The 17,838-nt window shown below is 46.3% G+C and carries 13 protein-coding genes; 6 read left to right on the forward strand and 7 right to left on the reverse strand.

Annotation, left to right across the window (positions count from 1 at the left end; all coding sequences use genetic code 11):
• Positions 1–43 precede the first annotated feature (43 nt).
• Positions 44–973 (forward strand): Kdo(2)-lipid IV(A) acyltransferase, encoded by a 930-nt coding sequence (locus CBX98_RS13610; RefSeq protein WP_109169468.1) that lies wholly within the window; start codon positions 44–46, stop codon positions 971–973.
• Positions 974–1,028: 55 nt separating this feature from the next.
• Here the strand turns inward: CBX98_RS13610 and panC are convergent, their stop codons facing one another.
• The 7 genes from panC to sfsA form a co-directional block, all read right to left on the reverse strand.
• Positions 1,029–1,934, reverse strand: a complete 906-nt coding sequence (gene panC / locus CBX98_RS13615) for a pantoate--beta-alanine ligase (protein ID WP_005396717.1) — start codon at positions 1,932–1,934, stop codon at positions 1,029–1,031.
• 11 nt (positions 1,935–1,945) lie between these two features.
• Positions 1,946–2,740, reverse strand: coding sequence for a 3-methyl-2-oxobutanoate hydroxymethyltransferase (panB, locus tag CBX98_RS13620; protein ID WP_005396718.1), 795 nt, complete (start codon positions 2,738–2,740; stop codon positions 1,946–1,948).
• 24 nt (positions 2,741–2,764) lie between these two features.
• The gene (gene folK / locus CBX98_RS13625; protein WP_048625962.1) at positions 2,765–3,250 is read right to left on the reverse strand and encodes a 2-amino-4-hydroxy-6-hydroxymethyldihydropteridine diphosphokinase; all 486 of its coding nucleotides are present in this window, start codon (positions 3,248–3,250) and stop codon (positions 2,765–2,767) included.
• A complete protein-coding gene (gene pcnB, locus CBX98_RS13630) occupies positions 3,247–4,614 on the reverse strand; it encodes a polynucleotide adenylyltransferase PcnB (RefSeq protein ID WP_046875073.1) in 1,368 nt (455 codons plus the stop codon). Before pcnB ends, folK begins: the two co-directional genes overlap by 4 nt.
• 101 nt (positions 4,615–4,715) lie before the next feature.
• Positions 4,716–5,579: a tRNA glutamyl-Q(34) synthetase GluQRS gene (gene gluQRS, locus CBX98_RS13635; protein WP_109169469.1), complete on the reverse strand. Its 864-nt coding sequence runs from the start codon at positions 5,577–5,579 to the stop codon at positions 4,716–4,718.
• Between the two features lie 96 nt (positions 5,580–5,675).
• A complete protein-coding gene (dksA, locus tag CBX98_RS13640) occupies positions 5,676–6,122 on the reverse strand; it encodes an RNA polymerase-binding protein DksA (RefSeq protein WP_005386584.1) in 447 nt (148 codons plus the stop codon).
• 136 nt (positions 6,123–6,258) lie between these two features.
• Complete coding sequence (gene sfsA, locus CBX98_RS13645; RefSeq protein ID WP_109169471.1) at positions 6,259–6,975, reverse strand: DNA/RNA nuclease SfsA; 717 nt, start codon at positions 6,973–6,975, stop codon at positions 6,259–6,261.
• Between the two features lie 66 nt (positions 6,976–7,041).
• Here sfsA and hrpB point away from each other — a divergent pair, with 66 nt between their 5' ends.
• From hrpB to CBX98_RS13670, 5 genes are all read left to right on the forward strand, one after another.
• Complete coding sequence (gene hrpB, locus CBX98_RS13650) at positions 7,042–9,510, forward strand: ATP-dependent helicase HrpB (RefSeq protein ID WP_109169473.1); 2,469 nt, start codon at positions 7,042–7,044, stop codon at positions 9,508–9,510.
• On the forward strand, positions 9,503–11,875 hold the full coding sequence (gene mrcB, locus CBX98_RS13655; protein WP_005396725.1) for a penicillin-binding protein 1B: 2,373 nt from the start codon (positions 9,503–9,505) through the stop codon (positions 11,873–11,875). Before hrpB ends, mrcB begins: the two co-directional genes overlap by 8 nt.
• Before the next feature lie 122 nt (positions 11,876–11,997).
• Entirely contained in the window at positions 11,998–14,328 is a 2,331-nt protein-coding gene (locus CBX98_RS13660) for a patatin-like phospholipase family protein (protein ID WP_109169475.1), read from the forward strand.
• 268 nt (positions 14,329–14,596) lie between these two features.
• Positions 14,597–17,194, forward strand: coding sequence for a bifunctional aconitate hydratase 2/2-methylisocitrate dehydratase (gene acnB / locus CBX98_RS13665; RefSeq protein WP_012841427.1), 2,598 nt, complete (start codon positions 14,597–14,599; stop codon positions 17,192–17,194).
• A gap of 99 nt (positions 17,195–17,293) precedes the next feature.
• Positions 17,294–17,662 (forward strand): YacL family protein, encoded by a 369-nt coding sequence (locus tag CBX98_RS13670; RefSeq protein ID WP_109169477.1) that lies wholly within the window; start codon positions 17,294–17,296, stop codon positions 17,660–17,662.
• Positions 17,663–17,838: the final 176 nt, after the last annotated feature.

Here is a 17,838-nt window from a genome sequence, read left to right on the forward strand (position 1 = left end):
TATCATGTTAGGTTTCAATCATTTGTAATAAATGAGTGATCCTATGAATATTGTCCCGCCGCCGCCTTTCTCCTATCAGTTACTTAAGCCCAAGTATTGGTCTGTTTGGCTAGCATTTGGCTCTCTAGCGGTCATTGTAAATTTACTCCCTTACGTGGTGTTGAAAGTTGTAGGTAGAGGCATCGGTTGTGTTGCGATGTATGTAATGAAGCGCCGACACAAGATCGCTTTGCGTAATCTTCAGCTGTGTTTCCCTGATTTTACGGATTGGCAATGTAAGGACGTAGTACGAAAAAACTTTCAATATACGGGAATGGCGATCATCGAAACGGGGATCGCCTGGTTTTGGCCAGACTGGCGGATTCGTCGGATAACCTCTACTGTTGGAAAAGATAGTTTACTCGCTGAGGAAAAGAATGGTCGTGGTGTGTTGGTGGTGTGCAGTCACCATTTAAACTTGGAAATAACCGCTCGTATTTTCAGCCAATTTGCCAAAGGTTACGGTGTGTATCGCCCAAACACGAACCCTGCTTATGAGTTTATTCAACATCGAGGTCGAACTCGTTTTGGGCATCAAATGATTGATCGAAAAGACGTTAAATCAATGCTCAAAGTTCTGAAAAATGGTCATCGACTGTGGTATTTGCCCGACCATGATTATGGCGTCAGCCATTCTGTTTTTGCGCCGTTCTTTGCTGTTGAACAAGCCGCGAGTACCGTGGGCTCTAGTGTGCTTATAGACGCAACAAAGTGTGCGGTCATATCTGGCGTCACAGTGAGCAAGAATCACCATTACACGTTATATATTGGAAAAGATATCAGTGAGCGTTTCGAGAGGCGTAATGCGATTAAAGCGGCAAGTATCTTGAACCAAGAGCTTGAGAAAATGATAAAACGTGATATTCCAGCGTGGATGTGGCTGCACAAGCGGTTTAAAACACGCCCTGAAGGGTTAGATTGCGTCTATACGTAGAATATAAAAAAGGTCGACTAAGAGTCGACCTTTTTACGTCTTGATGGCTCAGAGCTTACTCTGCGCTCTCTGAGTTTGTATTACTAGACTCTGCTTCTTCCTTCGCTTCGACAACCATATCTACCGTTTGGTTATCGATAAGACGAGCTTTGCCTAAGAACGCAGACATCAGAATGACGGCTTGTGTCGTTTCTGGTGTGATCACTTGTAATGTACGAGCATCACGAATGAAGATCTCATCAGGGTGCAAACCTGCAGCTCGCAGTTGGTCGCTCGCATCTTCGATGATCGATGCGTAGTCATCACGGCCGCCACGAATGGCACTGCTGATCCAACGCATTGTACGAGCAAGTACTGGCGCACGTTGACGTTCGTCAAGTGTAAGCAGACCATTACGTGAGCTCATTGCTAAACCGTCCATTTCACGTACGGTTGGTACACCGATGATTTCAATGTCCATCGCAAGATCGACAACCATCTTGCGGATAACAGCAAGTTGTTGAAAATCTTTCTCACCAAAACAGGCCACATCTGGCTGAACGATGTTAAATAGCTTGTTTACGATGGTTGTGACGCCACGGAAATGACCAGGGCGTGAAGCCCCTTCTAAAATAGTCGATAGACCCGGAACATCAACAAACGTTTGTTTATCAAGCCCTTCAGGATAGATAACTTCTGGTGTCGGCGTAAATACCACATCGACCCCTTCAGAGGTTAACTTGCTTAAGTCTTCCTCTAGCGTACGCGGGTAATTATTTAAATCGTCTGCACGATCAAACTGCATCGGATTAACAAAGATGCTTACGACAACGATATCAGCGTATTCGCGTGCTTTACGCACTAAAGTTAAGTGACCTTCGTGAAGGTTGCCCATGGTTGGGACAAACGCAATTTTACGACCTTCACGTTTAAAGGTTTTAAGGTGTTCACGAACTGCTGAGATTTCCGCAAAAGTTTGCATGCATTTATCCTCTAGGCAATGGTATGAGCGTCGTCTGGGAATACACCGTTGGCTACATCTTCAATGTATTTAGCAACGGCTTTGCGCATATCACCTGTTTCAGCAAGAAAGTTTTTGGAGAATTTCGGCATGTAGTTGGCAGAGATACCGAACATATCATGCATCACGAGAATTTGACCATCTGTCACGTTACCAGCTCCAATACCGATAACAGGCACGTCGAGCACTTGCGTAATACGCTCAGCAAGCTCAGCAGGCACGCACTCTAGTAAGACGATTTGAGCGCCTGCTTCTTGCAGTGCTAACGCATCTTTCACCATGCGGTCCGCTTTTTCTTGATCGCGACCTTGAACTTTGTAACCACCAAAAATATTCACGGCTTGAGGAGTTAAACCAAGGTGAGCACAAACTGGAACCGAGCGTTCAGTGAGCATTTTTACAGTGTCGACTAGCCAGTCACCACCTTCAATTTTCACCATATTGGCACCAGCACGCATCAGTGTAGCCGCATTTTCGCAAGCTTGCTCTGGCGTGGTGTAGCTCATGAATGGCATGTCAGCCATCAACAAACAATTTGGGCTACCTGCGCGTACGCAACGAGTATGGTAAGCGATATCATCGACCGTTACTGGCAGAGTATCGTTGTGACCTTGCAAAACCATACCTAGAGAATCACCAACAAGAAGTACTGGCATTTCTTGGCTTTCAAACAGTTGGGCAAAGCTCGCATCATAAGCGGTTGAAGTAGCAAATTTACGACCTTCTTGCTTCCACTTGATTAGGTCGTTGATGGTCATTTTTTTCATGGTTTTATCCTTACTAGGAGTTGGCTATGACTGCCAGATACTGAGGCCGTTTCTATCTACTTGTTCCAGTAGTTCAGAGACCTCGGTCCCATCGGGGAGTTGTAAACTTGGTGCAATTTCCGCAAGAGGGTAGAGTACGAATTCACGCTCTTTCATTCCATAATGAGGAACGATCAGCCTCTCGGAATTAATCACCTCATTGCCATAAAGAACAATGTCGAGGTCCAAGGTTCTTGGTCCCCAACGTTCGTCTTTACGGACACGCCCTTGTTCTTGCTCAATGGCTTGCGTGCAATCGAGCAACTCAAGAGGCGTCAAACTGGTGTTAATCGACACAACCGCATTGATGTAATCCGGTTGGTTTTGTGGTCCCATTGGCGTGCTGCTGTATAGCGAAGAAGCCTGAACAAACTCTGATTTAGGCAGCGTTTTTAATGCTTCAATCGCTTGCTTCGCTTGGCTGACAGGATCAGCCAAGTTACTGCCTACCGCAATGTACGCTGTGATCATGACTTAGGCTTACTCTTTTTCTTGCGATAGGTTTTACGGCGGCGCTGACCACTCTTCGGTGATTGACCGTCTAGGTCGGCAGCCATTGCTTGACGCATTTCTCGGCCTGCATTTTGGAAAGTTTCCCACCACTTGGCAAGCTTCTGAGTGTCACCACCTTCAATTTCACCGCGCATTTCAAGAAAATCAAAGCCAGCTCTAAATTTATTGAGCTCCATAAGACGGAATGCACGTTTACCGTTACGTCGAGGAAGGCGCAGCTGCAGCTGCCAAATCTCGCGAATGGTTGCGGTGTGGCGTCTTGGAATGGCAATTGTACGAACTTGTTCATCAAGAATGATGTTACTCGCTTCCATAATAGCGTCGTAATGGCCTAGGTTGCGCTCTTCCATCAGTTCATCGGCTTTCGCACACAGTGGGTACCACAGCATTGCAGCAAACATAAATGCTGGATTGATGCGTTTCCCATCTTCGATGCGCATGTCGGTAGAATCTAGGACAAGATCCAACATTTGCTCAGTGTGAGAGGAGTAATCTTCTGTAAAGTGCGCTGCAATCGTCGGGAATAGCTGTTGGAATAAGTTGTACTCACGCAGTAGGTGGTAGGTTTCTAGGCCATGACCGGATTGCAATAACTTGAGTGACTCTTCAAAAAGACGCGCTGACGGAATGTCACCGAGCAACGGTGCCATGTGTTCGATTGGTGCCGCGGTGTCTTCTTCAATATCAAAGTCCAGTTTTACTGCGAAGCGAACTGCACGCAACATACGTACTGGGTCTTCACGGTAGCGTGTTTCTGGATCGCCAATCAGCCGAATGAGGCGATCTTCTAAATCCTCAATACCACGTGCGTAGTCGTGAATCGAGTAATCCGCGATGTTGTAGTACATCGAGTTAATCGTGAAATCACGGCGCTCAGCATCTTCATCGATGGTGCCGTAGACATTGTCCCGCAGCAGCATTCCTTCTTTCGATTGCTGAGAGATGCTCTTATTCTTTTGCTCTTGGTGGTGACCACGGAATGTCGCAACCTCAATGATGTCTCGGCCAAACATAATGTGAGCCAAGCGGAAGCGGCGACCAATCAAACGGCAGTTACGAAATAGCTGTTTGATCTGTTCCGGCGTTGCGTTGGTCGCAATGTCAAAATCTTTTGGTTTCTGTCCAAGCAGTAAGTCTCGAACCCCGCCACCCACAAGAAAAGCATCGAAACCAGCACCATTTAGGCGGTACAGTACCTTCAGTGCATTATCACTGATCTGCTTACGCGAAATGTTGTGCTCTTCACGAGTTATTACATTGAGAGCGAGCTCTGGAATAGTGGCAGGTTCGCTTGGTGTATAGTCGTTTGTATTCATGTGCATCTGGCAATAACTGGGTTTAGTCCAATCTTGCTTTGGTTAGTTTTTGCGCCTCTAGGGCCTAATTTGCGGCTAATGATAGCCTACACAATGCCATTTGAGAATCACGGTGTGATCTCGATCTCTGTTGGAAGCTGTTCCAAGCGCCAGTTTTCGCAGCCCCAACGAAGAATCTCTTCTATGTTGGCCGCTTGTATGGCTTCAGGTATCTCGAAGCCCAAAAATGTCATGGCGCGTAATAGAGTAGGCTTTGGTGTCTCTATATCAATAGCCGTCGCGTGATTTTGTTTCGACAGTTTATTGCCGTTGTTGTCCATCGCCAATGGTAAATGCAAGTAGCTGACTTCAGGCTGCCCAAGTATCTGGTACAGACTGATTTGACGCCCTGTTGGCTCGATTAAGTCTGCACCACGCACGACTTCGGTGACGCCTTGGTCGATGTCGTCCAATACTACCGCAAGATTATAAGCAAATAATCCATCTCGACGTTTAATAATGAAATCTTCATTAACGAGTTGCTCTGGAATCGTAATGGTTCCACGCTTCTGATCGAAGAAATGAGCGACAGGCTTGGTCATTTTTAGGCGAATCGCGCCGTCTTTCAAGTTTTTATCGCGGCAAGTGCCAGGATAAAACCCGCCATGCTCTTTAATTTGCTTTCGAGTACATTGGCAATAATAGGCTTCACCATTTTCGAGCCATGTGTTTATTTGGGCTTGGTAAAGGTCATGACGTTCACTCTGGTATACCACCTCTCCATCCCAATGCAGCTGATAGGCTTTGAGCGCATCTAGGATAAGTTGCGCCGCACCTGGCATTTCTCTTGGTGGGTCCAAGTCCTCAATACGTACTAACCAGGTTCCGTTGTGTGCTTTCGCTTGAAAATAGCTGCCAAGAGCGGCAATCAGTGAACCAAAATGTAAAGGACCAGAAGGAGATGGGGCGAATCGACCTACATAGCGTGTCATGCGTGTATCTCGAATTTAGTAAACAAATGGGATGCAAAGGTAGTCAAAACAAAAAGGGAGCCTGAGCTCCCTTCAATAATCATAATGCTTGGTTGATTAACCTTGCATTTGCTTCTCTTTGATTTCTGCAAGTGTTTTACAGTCAATACATAGGTCAGCGGTTGGACGTGCTTCAAGACGGCGAACGCCAATCTCTACGCCACAAGACTCACAGAAGCCAAAATCGTCTTCTTTGATTTTATCCAAAGTCTTTTCAATCTTCTTGATCAAACGGCGTTCGCGGTCGCGGTTACGCAGTTCTAGGCTGAACTCTTCCTCTTGAGAGGCGCGGTCAACTGGATCTGGGAAGTTTGCTGCTTCGTCCTGCATGTGGTGAACGGTACGATCCACTTCAGCTCTCAGCTGGTCGCGCCAAGCTGTTAAGATTTTCGTAAAGTGTTCAACCTGCTCTGGTGACATGTACTCTTCACCAGGTTTTTCCTGATATGGCTCCACGCCGGCAATGGCTAGGATGCCTATCGTTTTCTTCTTTGATTCTGGCATACAGCATCTCCTACTTACACCTAGTCAACTGCTACGCAGTCAATTTAAGGCGGGTATCTATAGCAAAAAGAGGCGGTGCAAGCAAATACTGAATCGCAAAGTTATCGTCAATGTGAAGACGACATCATTTTTTCTCTTAATTGATAAAATCAATAGCGGAAATCAGCTTCATTCCAGTATCGCTCAGTTCAGCTTTGTAGCAGAGAACTTCCACTCCAGCGTCTTGTGCTTGTTTGAGTAATAGTGAATATTTCGCGTCTATATGGTGCGCCGCGGATACTTTTTCAATACCTGAATGTAAAACAGTGAATAAAAGTATGGCTCTACTTCCATTTTGTGCCATTTCTGTGAGCTCTCTCAGGTGTTTTTGTCCCCGAGTCGTGACCGCATCTGGGAAGTATCCTTGTCCAGTAGAGTCGGTCTCATCAAGAAGAGTGACGCTTTTCACTTCTATATAGCACTTTGGCTTGTTGTCTGCGCTGAGCAAGATATCAATTCGGCTATTTTCATTACCGTATTTCACCTCAGTTTGAAGTGTGTCATAACCACAAAGCTCTGAAATGGCATTATTTTCAATAGCCTCAACGGCTAATTGGTTGGCGCGCGCGGTATTGATACAAATGCGGTGGCCTTGTTCGGTTTCACTCAACTCCCAACTATTGGGATATTTTCGTTTCGGGTTGTCGGAAGTGGAAAACCAAACTTTGTTTCCCGGTGTCGCACAACCTGTCATAGCACCAGTGTTTGCGCAGTGGATAGTACGAATTTCACCGGTATCGAGTTCGATATCGGCAAGAAAGCGTTTATAGCGTTTGAGTAGAGTGGCGGACTCTAAAGCGGGTGTGAAATGCATTTGCTTATTTAGACAAAAATTTTTTTATGTACAATGTTGCCACCATTACACCATAAGGTATTTCCTTTGTCACAATTGCCGATTGAAGCCGTGATGCCTGAGTTGCTGACGGCGGTCAAAAATCAACATCAAGTGATCTTAAAAGCGGCGCCTGGTGCCGGTAAGTCGACTTACTTCCCTTTGCAGTTACTCTTAAACCATTCGGTTGTTGGAAAAATCATCATGCTTGAACCAAGACGACTCGCGGCGCGTAACATTGCCCGTTATCTTGCTGAGCAATTGGGAGAGCAAGTAGGCCAACGCGTGGGTTATCGAGTTCGTGGCGAGGCAAAGGTAAGTTCTGCAACGCAGTTGGAGATCGTGACTGAAGGGATCATGACTCGGATGATTCAAACTGACCCTGAACTGGATGGTGTTGATCTCCTGATCTTTGATGAGTTTCATGAACGCAGCATTCATGCCGATACCGCTTTGGCATTCAGTTTAGAAGTTCAAGAGGCATTGCGAGACGATCTCAAGCTGGTGGTAATGTCGGCAACGCTTGATCAACAAGCCTTACAGTCGTTGTTGCCGGAAGCCAGTTACATTGAATCAGAAGGACGCAGTTTCGACGTAGACATGCGTTACCAACCGTTAGGTGTGAATGATCATTTACCTACGAGTATGGCAAAAACAATAGAAAGTCTTATGAACAAAGAGTCCGGCTCTTTGTTGGCTTTCCTACCGGGCGTTGGGGCCATTAAACAAGTCGAAGAACGTTTATCTCATTTGGCGGATGATATTGAAGTGTGTCCGCTTTATGGGCAACTGAGCTTTACTGAGCAACAAAAAGCCATCACGCCGGCAGAACACGGCAAGCGTAAAGTCGTACTCGCGACCAACATCGCAGAAACTTCACTGACGATTGAAGGCATTCGCCTTGTGGTTGATTCTGGGTTAGAGCGTATTGCCCGGTTTGATTTGAAAAACGGTTTAACACGCTTAGAGCAAACACGCATTGCACAGTCTTCAGCGATTCAGCGTGCAGGACGAGCGGGACGAATAGAAGAGGGCATTTGTGTTCGTCTTTATTCTGAAAGCCAGTTCAAGCAGCAACCGCTTGTTCCCCAACCCGAAATTTTGCATTCCGATTTGGCTAGTTTAGTTATGGAGCTTGCCTTTTGGGGAGCGAGTGATATCCACGATCTAAAGTGGCTTGATGTTCCCGCTAATGCGTCATTGGAACAAGCGAAGCAGCTATTGGTGTCATTGGGGCTGCTGACGGAAAAAGGGCAATTAACGTCCGAAGGAAAACAGGCGCATGAACTAGGCGTTGAGCCTCGTGCGGCTGCGATGCTAATTAAAGCACAATCTTACAGTGATAAGATGTTAAATGCTGCTTTGGCGGCGGTCGCACTGATTGAAGAGCCAGAGAGAAACGTTACCAATATCGCTCATAGCTTGCATCGTTGGCTTGTTGGTACTCATCCAAAAAAGTCGCTGTTGTTCAAGCGTGCTCAATCTCTAGCGTACAAATTGGATACGGTATTTGACCTGAAAGGCGTGGATGAAGAAGCATTACCGCTGGTGTTAAGTTTGGCATTTCCAGATCGCATTGCGCAGCAGCGCACAAATCAATTTGGGCGATTTACTTTGGCTAATGGTCATGGTGCAGAATGTCGTCAGGAAGACATGCTAGGTGGCTGTGAGTATTTGGTTGCCGTTGACTTAATGCGTTCTCATTCTAACTCCAGTCAAATTCATTCGGCATGTGAATTGGATGTCAATATATTGCGAGCGACCTTTGAAGCGCTATTTTCGTCTGAAGAAGTTGTAGGCTGGGATGAAAAAAGAGGGCGTCTAATGGCTGAGAGACAAACAAAACTCGGTCAGCTGGTGGTTGAACGCGAGCCTTTGCCAAGCCCTGGCAAAGAAAAAATGACACAAGCTTTACTCACGTATGTCCGCCGCCAGGGCTTACAGAGTCTAAACTGGACACCGGCAGCGGAGAGCTTGTTGGCTCGGATTCGTTGTGCGGTGGAATGGTTACCCGAGCAATCATGGCCAATGTTTGATGAAGCCAGTTTGTTGGATTCATTAGAAGAGTGGTTAGAGCCGTACATGATGTCCGTCAGTTCGGTTAACGATTTGAGCAAGATAAACTTGGTCGAAGCGCTGAACGCTCGATTAGGTTGGCCACTCAATCAACAACTGGATGAATGGTTACCAGAGCATTACCAACTGCCTACAGGTTCAAAGAAGCGTATCCGTTACCAGTATGGCCATGAGCCGAAATTATCGGTGCGTATGCAAGAGGTATTTGGTGAGAGTGGCTCCCCTACGGTAGCGCTTGGTCGTAAGCGTTTGGTGCTTGAACTGCTTTCGCCGGCACAACGTCCGCTGCAAGTGACGTCTGACTTGGCGGCTTTCTGGAACGGAAGCTATAAAGACGTTCAAAAAGAGATGAAAGGGCGCTACCCAAAACACGTTTGGCCAGATGATCCTGCCAATCATGTAGCAACTACGAAAACAAAAAGACAATTGAATAATGACTAACAGCAAGAAGCCTAGCGCGAAAAAAGCGCCAGCGAAGAAAAGTACAACCAATAAAGGAACGACAAAACCGACTCGACGCACACCGAGTAAAAAGCCGGCTAACGAGAAACGTTCGTGGCTGAAAGTTTTGTGGTCATTTAGCTGGAAAGCCGGTGTTGCGCTTGCCGCTGTTTTGCTGTTTGTTGGGATTTACTTAGATAGTGTCGTGAAAGAGCGCTTTGAAGGTCAGCTGTTTGAACTGCCAACGGTGGTTTATGCTCGCATCTTGAACTTAAATCCGGGTGAAAATATCACCATTCAAGAACTGCGCAACGAGCTGGATGTACTGAATTACCGTAAGGTAAGTCAGCCTCGCTATCCTGGTGAGTACTCTTCTTCTTCCACTCGGATTGAATTGATTCGCCGTCCATTTGAATTTGCCGATGGTCCTGAACCGGATCGTCACGTGATGCTCCATTTTTCAGATTCTGGCTTACAGCGTATTCAGTCTTTAGAGTCCCGAGGCGATCTTGGTTACTTACGCTTAGAGCCTAAGATGTTGGGTATGCTGGAGAAAGATCAAGATGAGCAGCGTCTGTTCTTGCGTCGTGATCAGTTCCCAGAAATTTTAGTTGATGCACTGCTTGCGACCGAAGACCGGGATTTTTATCAACACGATGGGGTGTCTCCACTCGCGATTGCACGAGCAATGGTTGCAAACATTAAAGCGGGTCGTACTGTTCAAGGTGGTAGTACGCTAACTCAGCAGTTAGCGAAAAACCTGTTTTTGACCCGTGATAAAACGCTGTGGCGTAAAGTTCGAGAAGCGTATATCGCGTTAATTTTGGATTACCGTTACAGCAAAGATCGTATTTTGGAAGCCTACCTTAACGAAGTGTACTTGGGGCAAAGCGGTGGTGAAGCGATCCACGGGTTTGGCTTGGCATCGCGTTATTACTTTGGACAACCGATCCAAGAGCTGCGAATCGATCAACTGGCGATGTTAGTTGGGATGGTAAAAGGACCATCTTACTACAATCCAATTCGTTACCCTGAGCGCACGAAAGAGCGCCGCGATCTTGTATTACGTTTGTTGATGCAGCAAAACATGCTGACATCTGAGCAGTATGAGCAAGCCGTCAGTCGTTCGCTTGATACGCAGAGCAAACCACGTATTGCGAGCCGTCAGCCCGCTTATTTCCAACAATTGAGCATTGAATTGAAAGAAAAAGTGGGGGAGCGATTTAAAGCGGAAACCGGGCTGCGCGTGTTTACGTCTCTGGATCCGGTATCGCAAAGCAAAATGGAGCAAGCCATCGCGAAAAAGATCCCGGAGCTAGCTAAACGAGGCGGTAAAGAATTAGAAGCCGCAGCAGTTGCGGTTGATCGTCATAGTGGTGAAATCCGTGCCATGGTTGGCGGTAAACGTGTTGGTTATGAAGGTTTTAACCGCGCGCTCAATGCCAGTCGTCCAATTGGTTCTCTAGTTAAACCAGCGATTTACTTGACGGCTTTAGAACAACCGGAAAAATATAACCTAGGCACGACGCTGCACGACACGCCGCTAAGCCTGAAAAGCAGTAAAGGTAATGTATGGACACCGCGTAACTACGACCGAAAATACCGTGGTGATGTGCCACTCTACATTGCGTTAGCGAAGTCACTCAACGTGCCAACTGTGCGCTTAGGCATGGCGCTTGGTATCCCAGAAGTATCCGATACTTTAGAGCGTTTGGGCGTCAACAAAGACGAAATCCGCCCAGTGCCTTCGATGTTTTTGGGCTCGTTTTCTTTGACGCCGTTTGAAGTCGCGCAGATGTATCAGACACTGACGAACTCAGGCAAACGTGCGAAACTGACCGCTCTGCGTTCAGTGATGGATATGGAAGGTAATGTGCTGTATCAATCCTTGCCTCGTTCATCAAGAGCCGTGGATGAGCAAGCAGCATGGCTAACGACCTACGCGATGAAACAGGGGGTTGCTCAAGGTACAGGCCGCTTCTTACAAAGCCAGTTTGGTTGGGCTGCACTGGCAGGAAAAACGGGTACCAGTAACGATAACCGCGATAGCTGGTTTGTCGGTGTTGATGGCCGTGAAGTGACGACAATTTGGCTAGGCCGCGACGATAACAAACCGGTTCATCTAACGGGATCGAGCGGTGCATTACGAGTGTACGCAGAGTATTTGAAGCAACGCATTCCTGAGCGTTTAGAGCTTCCATGGCCAAGAGAGATCACCACGTTAGGATTTAAGCCGACATCAGATGGTGGTTTAGAAATGAACTGTCGTAGTGATTATAAACTGCCAGTTTGGGATAAAACGGGTCAAATAAAGCAGCAGTGTGAGAAGAAATCAAACTGGCTTAACAGCTTATTTGATTGGTAGCATCGCCAAATCAACAACATTAGCTTGTCTCTCTGGTCAATTCTTAGTACATATTAGGGCGTGTTAGTGCGGTGCTGCTAGCACGCCCTACTTGATAAGAAATTCAACAAAGGAAGAAGTGAATGTTCAAAAAGCTGTTATCAAGCCCGTCGACTCGCCATTTCGCGCTTTGGGTTAGTGCCTTTTTGATCACCACTCCTTCAGTTTCCCTCGCAAACTCTCTAGCAAAAACGGATGACGTGGAGCCTCGTCCAAAGGTGGCAGTTGTGCTCGCTGGTGGCGGAGCAAAAGGCGCTGCGCATATCGGCGTCCTTAAAGCGTTAGAAGAGATGCAGATCCCGGTCGATATCGTAACGGGCACTAGTATGGGCGCTTATGTTGGTGGTCTCTATGCCACGGGGATGAGCGCTGATGAAATTGAAAGTTTTATCTACACCGTGGATTGGAGCAGTGGCTATCGAGATCGTGTCGACCGCAGTCAACGCCGAGTTCGTGATAAAGAGTATGAAGACCGCTATCAAATTAACACTGACCTCGGCTTAAGATTTGGTGAGGTGCGTGCCCCAACTGGTGTGGTGCAAGGCCAGAACATGTTGCGCGTATTGCGTGAGACTACAGGGAACTTAGGGCGATTCGATTCTTTTGATGATCTTGCCATTCCTTATCGCTCTGTGGCGACAGATATTCTTGCGCTGGAGGAAGTGGTTCTTGGCAATGGCTACCTTGTGGACGCCATGATGGCTAGCATGTCTGTACCAGGAGCGCTTCCTCCCTATAAGCTCAATGGCCATATGCTTGTCGATGGCGGCGTGGTCAATAACATGCCTGTCGATGTGGCTCGCGCCATGGGGGCTGATGTTGTTATTGCTGTTGATATTAGCACCGACTACAAAACCGAAGATGAGTTTACCGGGCTGTTTACTGTAGCGGATCAACTTTCTAATTACCTAGTTCGTCGCAGTACGCAACAGCAAGTGGACGAGCTTGAACCACAAGATATTTATATTCGTCCCAATGTGGGCACCATGGAAACGGTCGAGTTCGACAAAATGCCTTGGGCTTTTCAAGCGGGCTACGATATTACCAAGCAGCTTGAAGATAAGCTGCTTGGTCTAAGTTTATCGAACGCAGAATACCAAAAGTACATTGATCACAAGCAAGAGGTACGTAAGACGCTGGTTTACGGTGATAAACGCATTGTTGATGACATTGTGATAGTGAATAACACCCACTACAGTGATGTATTACTTACCAACCGTATCCAATTGAAAACAGGTCGTCGTATTCCAACGGCTGAAATAGAAAAAGCCGTTGAAAATCTCTATGCGTTGGATCGTTTTGAGTTAATCACTTACCACTTTGAAGATGTTGATGGTAAGACATTGTTGGTTTTTGATGTTAACGAAAAGTCGTGGGGGCCGAATTACGTTAACTTTCGATTTTTCCTTGAAGATGACTTCGATACGGATAGCCAATACGGCATCGGTATGTCGACCAATTTTACTAATTTAAACTCGCATGGTGCAGAGTTGGCGTTCAACGTAGAAATGGGCACGGATAAGCTGATAGAAGCTGAGTTGTATTCGCCTGTTTTATCTAGCCAAACGCTTTTTGTTGCTGGCCGTGTTGGATACAGCAGTGAAGATAGAAACTTACCTTTTAGCGAGTTTGAAAACCCGGACCTCAGCTCAGTTAACGACTTCTTACCCGTTTCCTATAATGACTTTGCTTCAGAACTGGCGATTGGCATTCAACCTACGTTATGGCAAGAGTTGCGCCTTGGTGCTCGTTACTCTACAGGAGATATTGAGCTGTCTACCTTGGCCTCGGCAGGGCAGCTAGACTTCGAGCGCAAAGGTATATTTGCGAGCTATCGACTCGATACGCTTGATGATTTTGCATTTCCTACTCGCGGACTGCTGGTCGATCTTGAATATTTCGTATCTCATGACAAGAGTCCGGAAGGCATCACTCTGCTCGACACGGAAAAGATGATTGAAGATACTGTGTATGAAATCTCCGCGCGATTCAAAGGTGCGGTCAGTCATCAGCGTCATACTTTAGTCGGACATGCAGAATATAGTTTTGTAGAAAGTAAAAATTCATCGGTTCCACTTGATCCGAGAGAGTTAGGCGGCTTTTTAAACCTATCTGGCATCCCAAGAAATAGCTTGATTGGACAGAACCTGTTTTTTAGTAGCTTGGTGTACCGATACAAATGGTTCGACAACGACTTTGGACTATTTGAAGCGCCAGTCTACCTAGGTGCATCAGTGGAATACGGTGGAGTGTGGTCAGATAATGATCTGAAGCTGAATGAAGCGCCACTTTACAATGCTGGCTCTATTTTCTTTGGTGTTGACTCACCAATCGGGCCAATTATGTTGGCTTATGGTCGTACTGAGCAGGATATGGATGCTGTGTATTTGATCGTAGGAACGTCGTTTAATTAACCGGGTATAAGAAAGCAAAAACTTGGCATATTTGGTCAAAATTAGCAGAACTTTAGTCGTAAGTTGCTATGTTGGTCAAAATGATAAGATTTTAATTTAAGGTTAAATTTGCTATTATTTTGCCCACAGTTTGGCCTCTACGGCGCTGTTTCTCAATCATAATTGAATGAAAACAAGGGCAATGGAGAGCCAAGTTTCCAAGGATGTTCACTCCTTTACTTTAACAATAGTAATAATAGAGGAGGAACCGCAATGAGAGGAAAAAGTCGTGCTTGAAGCCTACCGTAAACACGTCGAAGAGCGTGCTGCTGAAGGAGTTGTTCCTAAACCGCTAGACGCAGAACAAGTTGCTGGACTTGTAGAACTTCTGAAAAATCCCCCGCAAGGTGAAGAAGAGTTCATTCTTGACCTACTTGAAAACCGTATCCCTCCAGGTGTTGATGAAGCTGCTTATGTAAAAGCGGGTTTCCTAACAGCAGTAGCAAAAGGTGAAGTTAAATCACCATTAGTGAGTCGTGAAAAAGCGGCTGAACTGCTAGGCACTATGCAAGGTGGTTACAACATCGAGCCGCTAGTTGAGCTACTTGATGACGAAGCACTGGCAGAGATTGCTGTAGAAGCACTGTCTCATACACTTCTGATGTTTGATGCTTTCTATGATGTAGAAGAGAAAGCAAAAGCAGGCAATGCGCATGCACAGAAAGTACTTCAGTCATGGGCTGATGCTGAGTGGTTCCTTTCTAAGCCTAAGCTTGAAGAAAAAGTCACTCTAACTGTATTTAAAGTAACAGGTGAAACGAACACGGATGACCTTTCACCTGCACCTGATGCTTGGTCTCGTCCTGATATCCCAGTGCACGCACTTGCGATGCTGAAGAACGAGCGTGAAGGCATCAATCCTGATCAACCGGGCAATATTGGTCCGATCAAGCAAATTGAAGAATTGAAAGAAAAAGGTCACCAATTGGTTTACGTTGGTGATGTTGTTGGTACTGGTTCTTCACGTAAATCTGCAACCAACTCAGTACTTTGGTTCATGGGAGATGATATCCCTTACGTTCCAAACAAACGTGCTGGTGGTTATGTGCTTGGTGGTAAAATTGCACCTATCTTCTTCAACACAATGGAAGATGCGGGCGCACTACCAATCGAAGTCGACGTGACTAAGCTCAACATGGGCGATGTTATCGATGTTTACCCATATGAAGGTAAAGTTTGTAATCACGAAACAGGTGAAGTTTTAGCTGAGTTCTCGCTGAAAACGGAAGTACTGATTGATGAAGTTCGTGCTGGCGGTCGTATCCCATTGATCATCGGTCGTGGTTTGACAGACAAAGCGCGTCAATCGCTAGGTCTTGAGCCTTCGGATGTATTCCGTAAACCTGGTGAAATTGCAGATTCTGGCAAGGGTTACACGCTTGCACAGAAAATGGTTGGTAAAGCGTGTGGCGTAGAAGGCATTCGCCCTGGTACCTACTGTGAGCCGAAGATGACGACAGTAGGCTCGCAAGATACTACCGGCCCTATGACTCGTGATGAACTTAAAGACTTGGCGTGTTTGGGCTTCTCTGCTGACCTTGTCATGCAGTCTTTCTGTCACACCTCTGCGTACCCAAAACCAGTAGACGTAAACACGCACCACACACTTCCGGACTTTATCATGAACCGCGGTGGCGTATCTCTTCGCCCGGGTGACGGTATTATCCACTCATGGCTAAACCGTATGCTACTGCCGGATACAGTTGGTACTGGTGGTGACTCACATACTCGTTTCCCGCTAGGTATTTCATTCCCAGCAGGTTCGGGTTTGGTTGCCTTTGCTGCTGCGACAGGCGTTATGCCACTAGATATGCCTGAGTCAATCTTGGTTCGCTTTAAAGGTGAAATGCAACCGGGTATCACACTGCGTGACCTTGTTCATGCCATCCCTTACTACGCGATTCAGCAAGGTCTACTAACGGTAGAAAAAGCGGGCAAGATCAACGAATTCTCTGGCCGTATCCTTGAGATTGAAGGCCTAGAAACGCTAACAGTTGAGCAAGCATTTGAGCTTTCTGATGCTTCTGCTGAGCGTTCTGCGGCAGGTTGTACTGTGAAACTGTCGCAAGAGTCGATCGAAGAGTACCTAAACTCTAACATTGTAATGCTGAAGTGGATGATCTCTGAAGGTTACGGTGACCGCCGTACTATCGAACGTCGTATTACAGCGATGGAAGAGTGGCTAGCAAATCCTGAGCTGATGCAAGCGGATAAAGACGCTGAATATGCACATGTAATTGAAATCGATATGGCTGAAATCAATGAGCCAGTACTATGTGCACCGAATGATCCGGATGACGCTCGCTTGTTGTCTGAAGTACAAGGCACAGCGATTGATGAAGTGTTCATCGGTTCTTGTATGACTAACATCGGTCACTTCCGCGCTGCTGGTAAGCTGCTAGATAAGTTCAATGGACAGCTTGCAACTCGTCTATGGATCGCTCCGCCAACGAAGATGGACAAGGATCAGCTAACGGAAGAGGGTTATTACGGTATCTTTGGCCGTGCTGGGGTTCGAATCGAAACACCAGGATGTTCACTGTGTATGGGTAACCAAGCGCGTGTTGCAGACAAATCAACAGTGATGTCGACCTCAACGCGTAACTTCCCGAACCGTCTAGGTACTGGTGCGAATGTTTACCTGTCGTCTGCGGAACTAGCTGCCGTAGGTGCAATCCTTGGTAAGATTCCAACCAAAGAAGAGTACTTGGAGTATGCGAAGCAAATTGATGCAACCGCTACAGATACTTACCGCTACTTGAACTTCCATAAAATGGATCAGTACACCAAGAAAGCGGATGAAGTGATCTTCCAAGAGCCTGCATAAGTTTAACTGCACAATTAAAAAGCACCTCAAACGAGGTGCTTTTTTTATGGGCGCAATTCGCTATACTCCGCACCAAATTGATACGAAAAGGCAATCTCGATGGAATTTGAATTCATCCGTAACACGTTGATGGGCGAGTACTGCGTAAAATGCAGCATGGGGCATGAGATTGTTGGGCGCTGGCTACAAGAAGAAATTGGCAAAGATCCTATGAAGATTGCTCAGGTTGAAAAGCTAATTGAGCAGTCATTTTCAGCGCCTTCTCAAGAGCATAACCTAACAGGTACAGAAATTAGCTTGATGATTCAGGGCGATGAAGTCCTAGTGCAAGAAAACGCATTGGCCCATGACCATGATGTTGAGATGGAAAGTGAATTCGATTTCTACAATGCAGAAAGTACAGCAAGCTGTGGAATAGAGGACTTCATGATTCTTATCGAGCGATGGAAAGACTTTTTGAACATTTAGTGCACAGTTTTGGGTAACTTTCCTTCTGTTGCTTTAAATTTGTGAAAAGGGCGCACCGATATGGTGCGCCCTTTTTGTTTATAGATATGTAAATTGACGTTAGTTTTTATTATTCAATGACTTAAAAACTTGGCACGTAGATTGGATTATTAGAAGTGTTTCAGGATGAAAGCTTC

Origin of the sequence: Vibrio sp. T9, assembly GCF_003123985.1 — a bacterium.
In the GTDB taxonomy this organism is placed as follows: domain Bacteria; phylum Pseudomonadota; class Gammaproteobacteria; order Enterobacterales; family Vibrionaceae; genus Vibrio; species Vibrio diabolicus.

Excerpts from the sequence above, each read along its gene's own strand:
- CBX98_RS13610 (WP_109169468.1), top strand. The coding sequence starts at position 44 with ATGAATATTGTCCCGCCGCCGCCTTTCTCCTATCAGTTACTTAAGCCC.
- panC (WP_005396717.1), bottom strand. The coding sequence starts at position 1,934 with ATGCAAACTTTTGCGGAAATCTCAGCAGTTCGTGAACACCTTAAAACC.
- panB (WP_005396718.1), bottom strand. The coding sequence starts at position 2,740 with ATGAAAAAAATGACCATCAACGACCTAATCAAGTGGAAGCAAGAAGGT.
- folK (WP_048625962.1), bottom strand. The coding sequence starts at position 3,250 with ATGATCACAGCGTACATTGCGGTAGGCAGTAACTTGGCTGATCCTGTC.
- pcnB (WP_046875073.1), bottom strand. The coding sequence starts at position 4,614 with ATGCACATGAATACAAACGACTATACACCAAGCGAACCTGCCACTATT.
- gluQRS (WP_109169469.1), bottom strand. The coding sequence starts at position 5,579 with ATGACACGCTATGTAGGTCGATTCGCCCCATCTCCTTCTGGTCCTTTA.
- dksA (WP_005386584.1), bottom strand. The coding sequence starts at position 6,122 with ATGCCAGAATCAAAGAAGAAAACGATAGGCATCCTAGCCATTGCCGGC.
- sfsA (WP_109169471.1), bottom strand. The coding sequence starts at position 6,975 with ATGCATTTCACACCCGCTTTAGAGTCCGCCACTCTACTCAAACGCTAT.
- mrcB (WP_005396725.1), top strand. The coding sequence starts at position 9,503 with ATGACTAACAGCAAGAAGCCTAGCGCGAAAAAAGCGCCAGCGAAGAAA.
- CBX98_RS13660 (WP_109169475.1), top strand. The coding sequence starts at position 11,998 with ATGTTCAAAAAGCTGTTATCAAGCCCGTCGACTCGCCATTTCGCGCTT.
- CBX98_RS13670 (WP_109169477.1), top strand. The coding sequence starts at position 17,294 with ATGGAATTTGAATTCATCCGTAACACGTTGATGGGCGAGTACTGCGTA.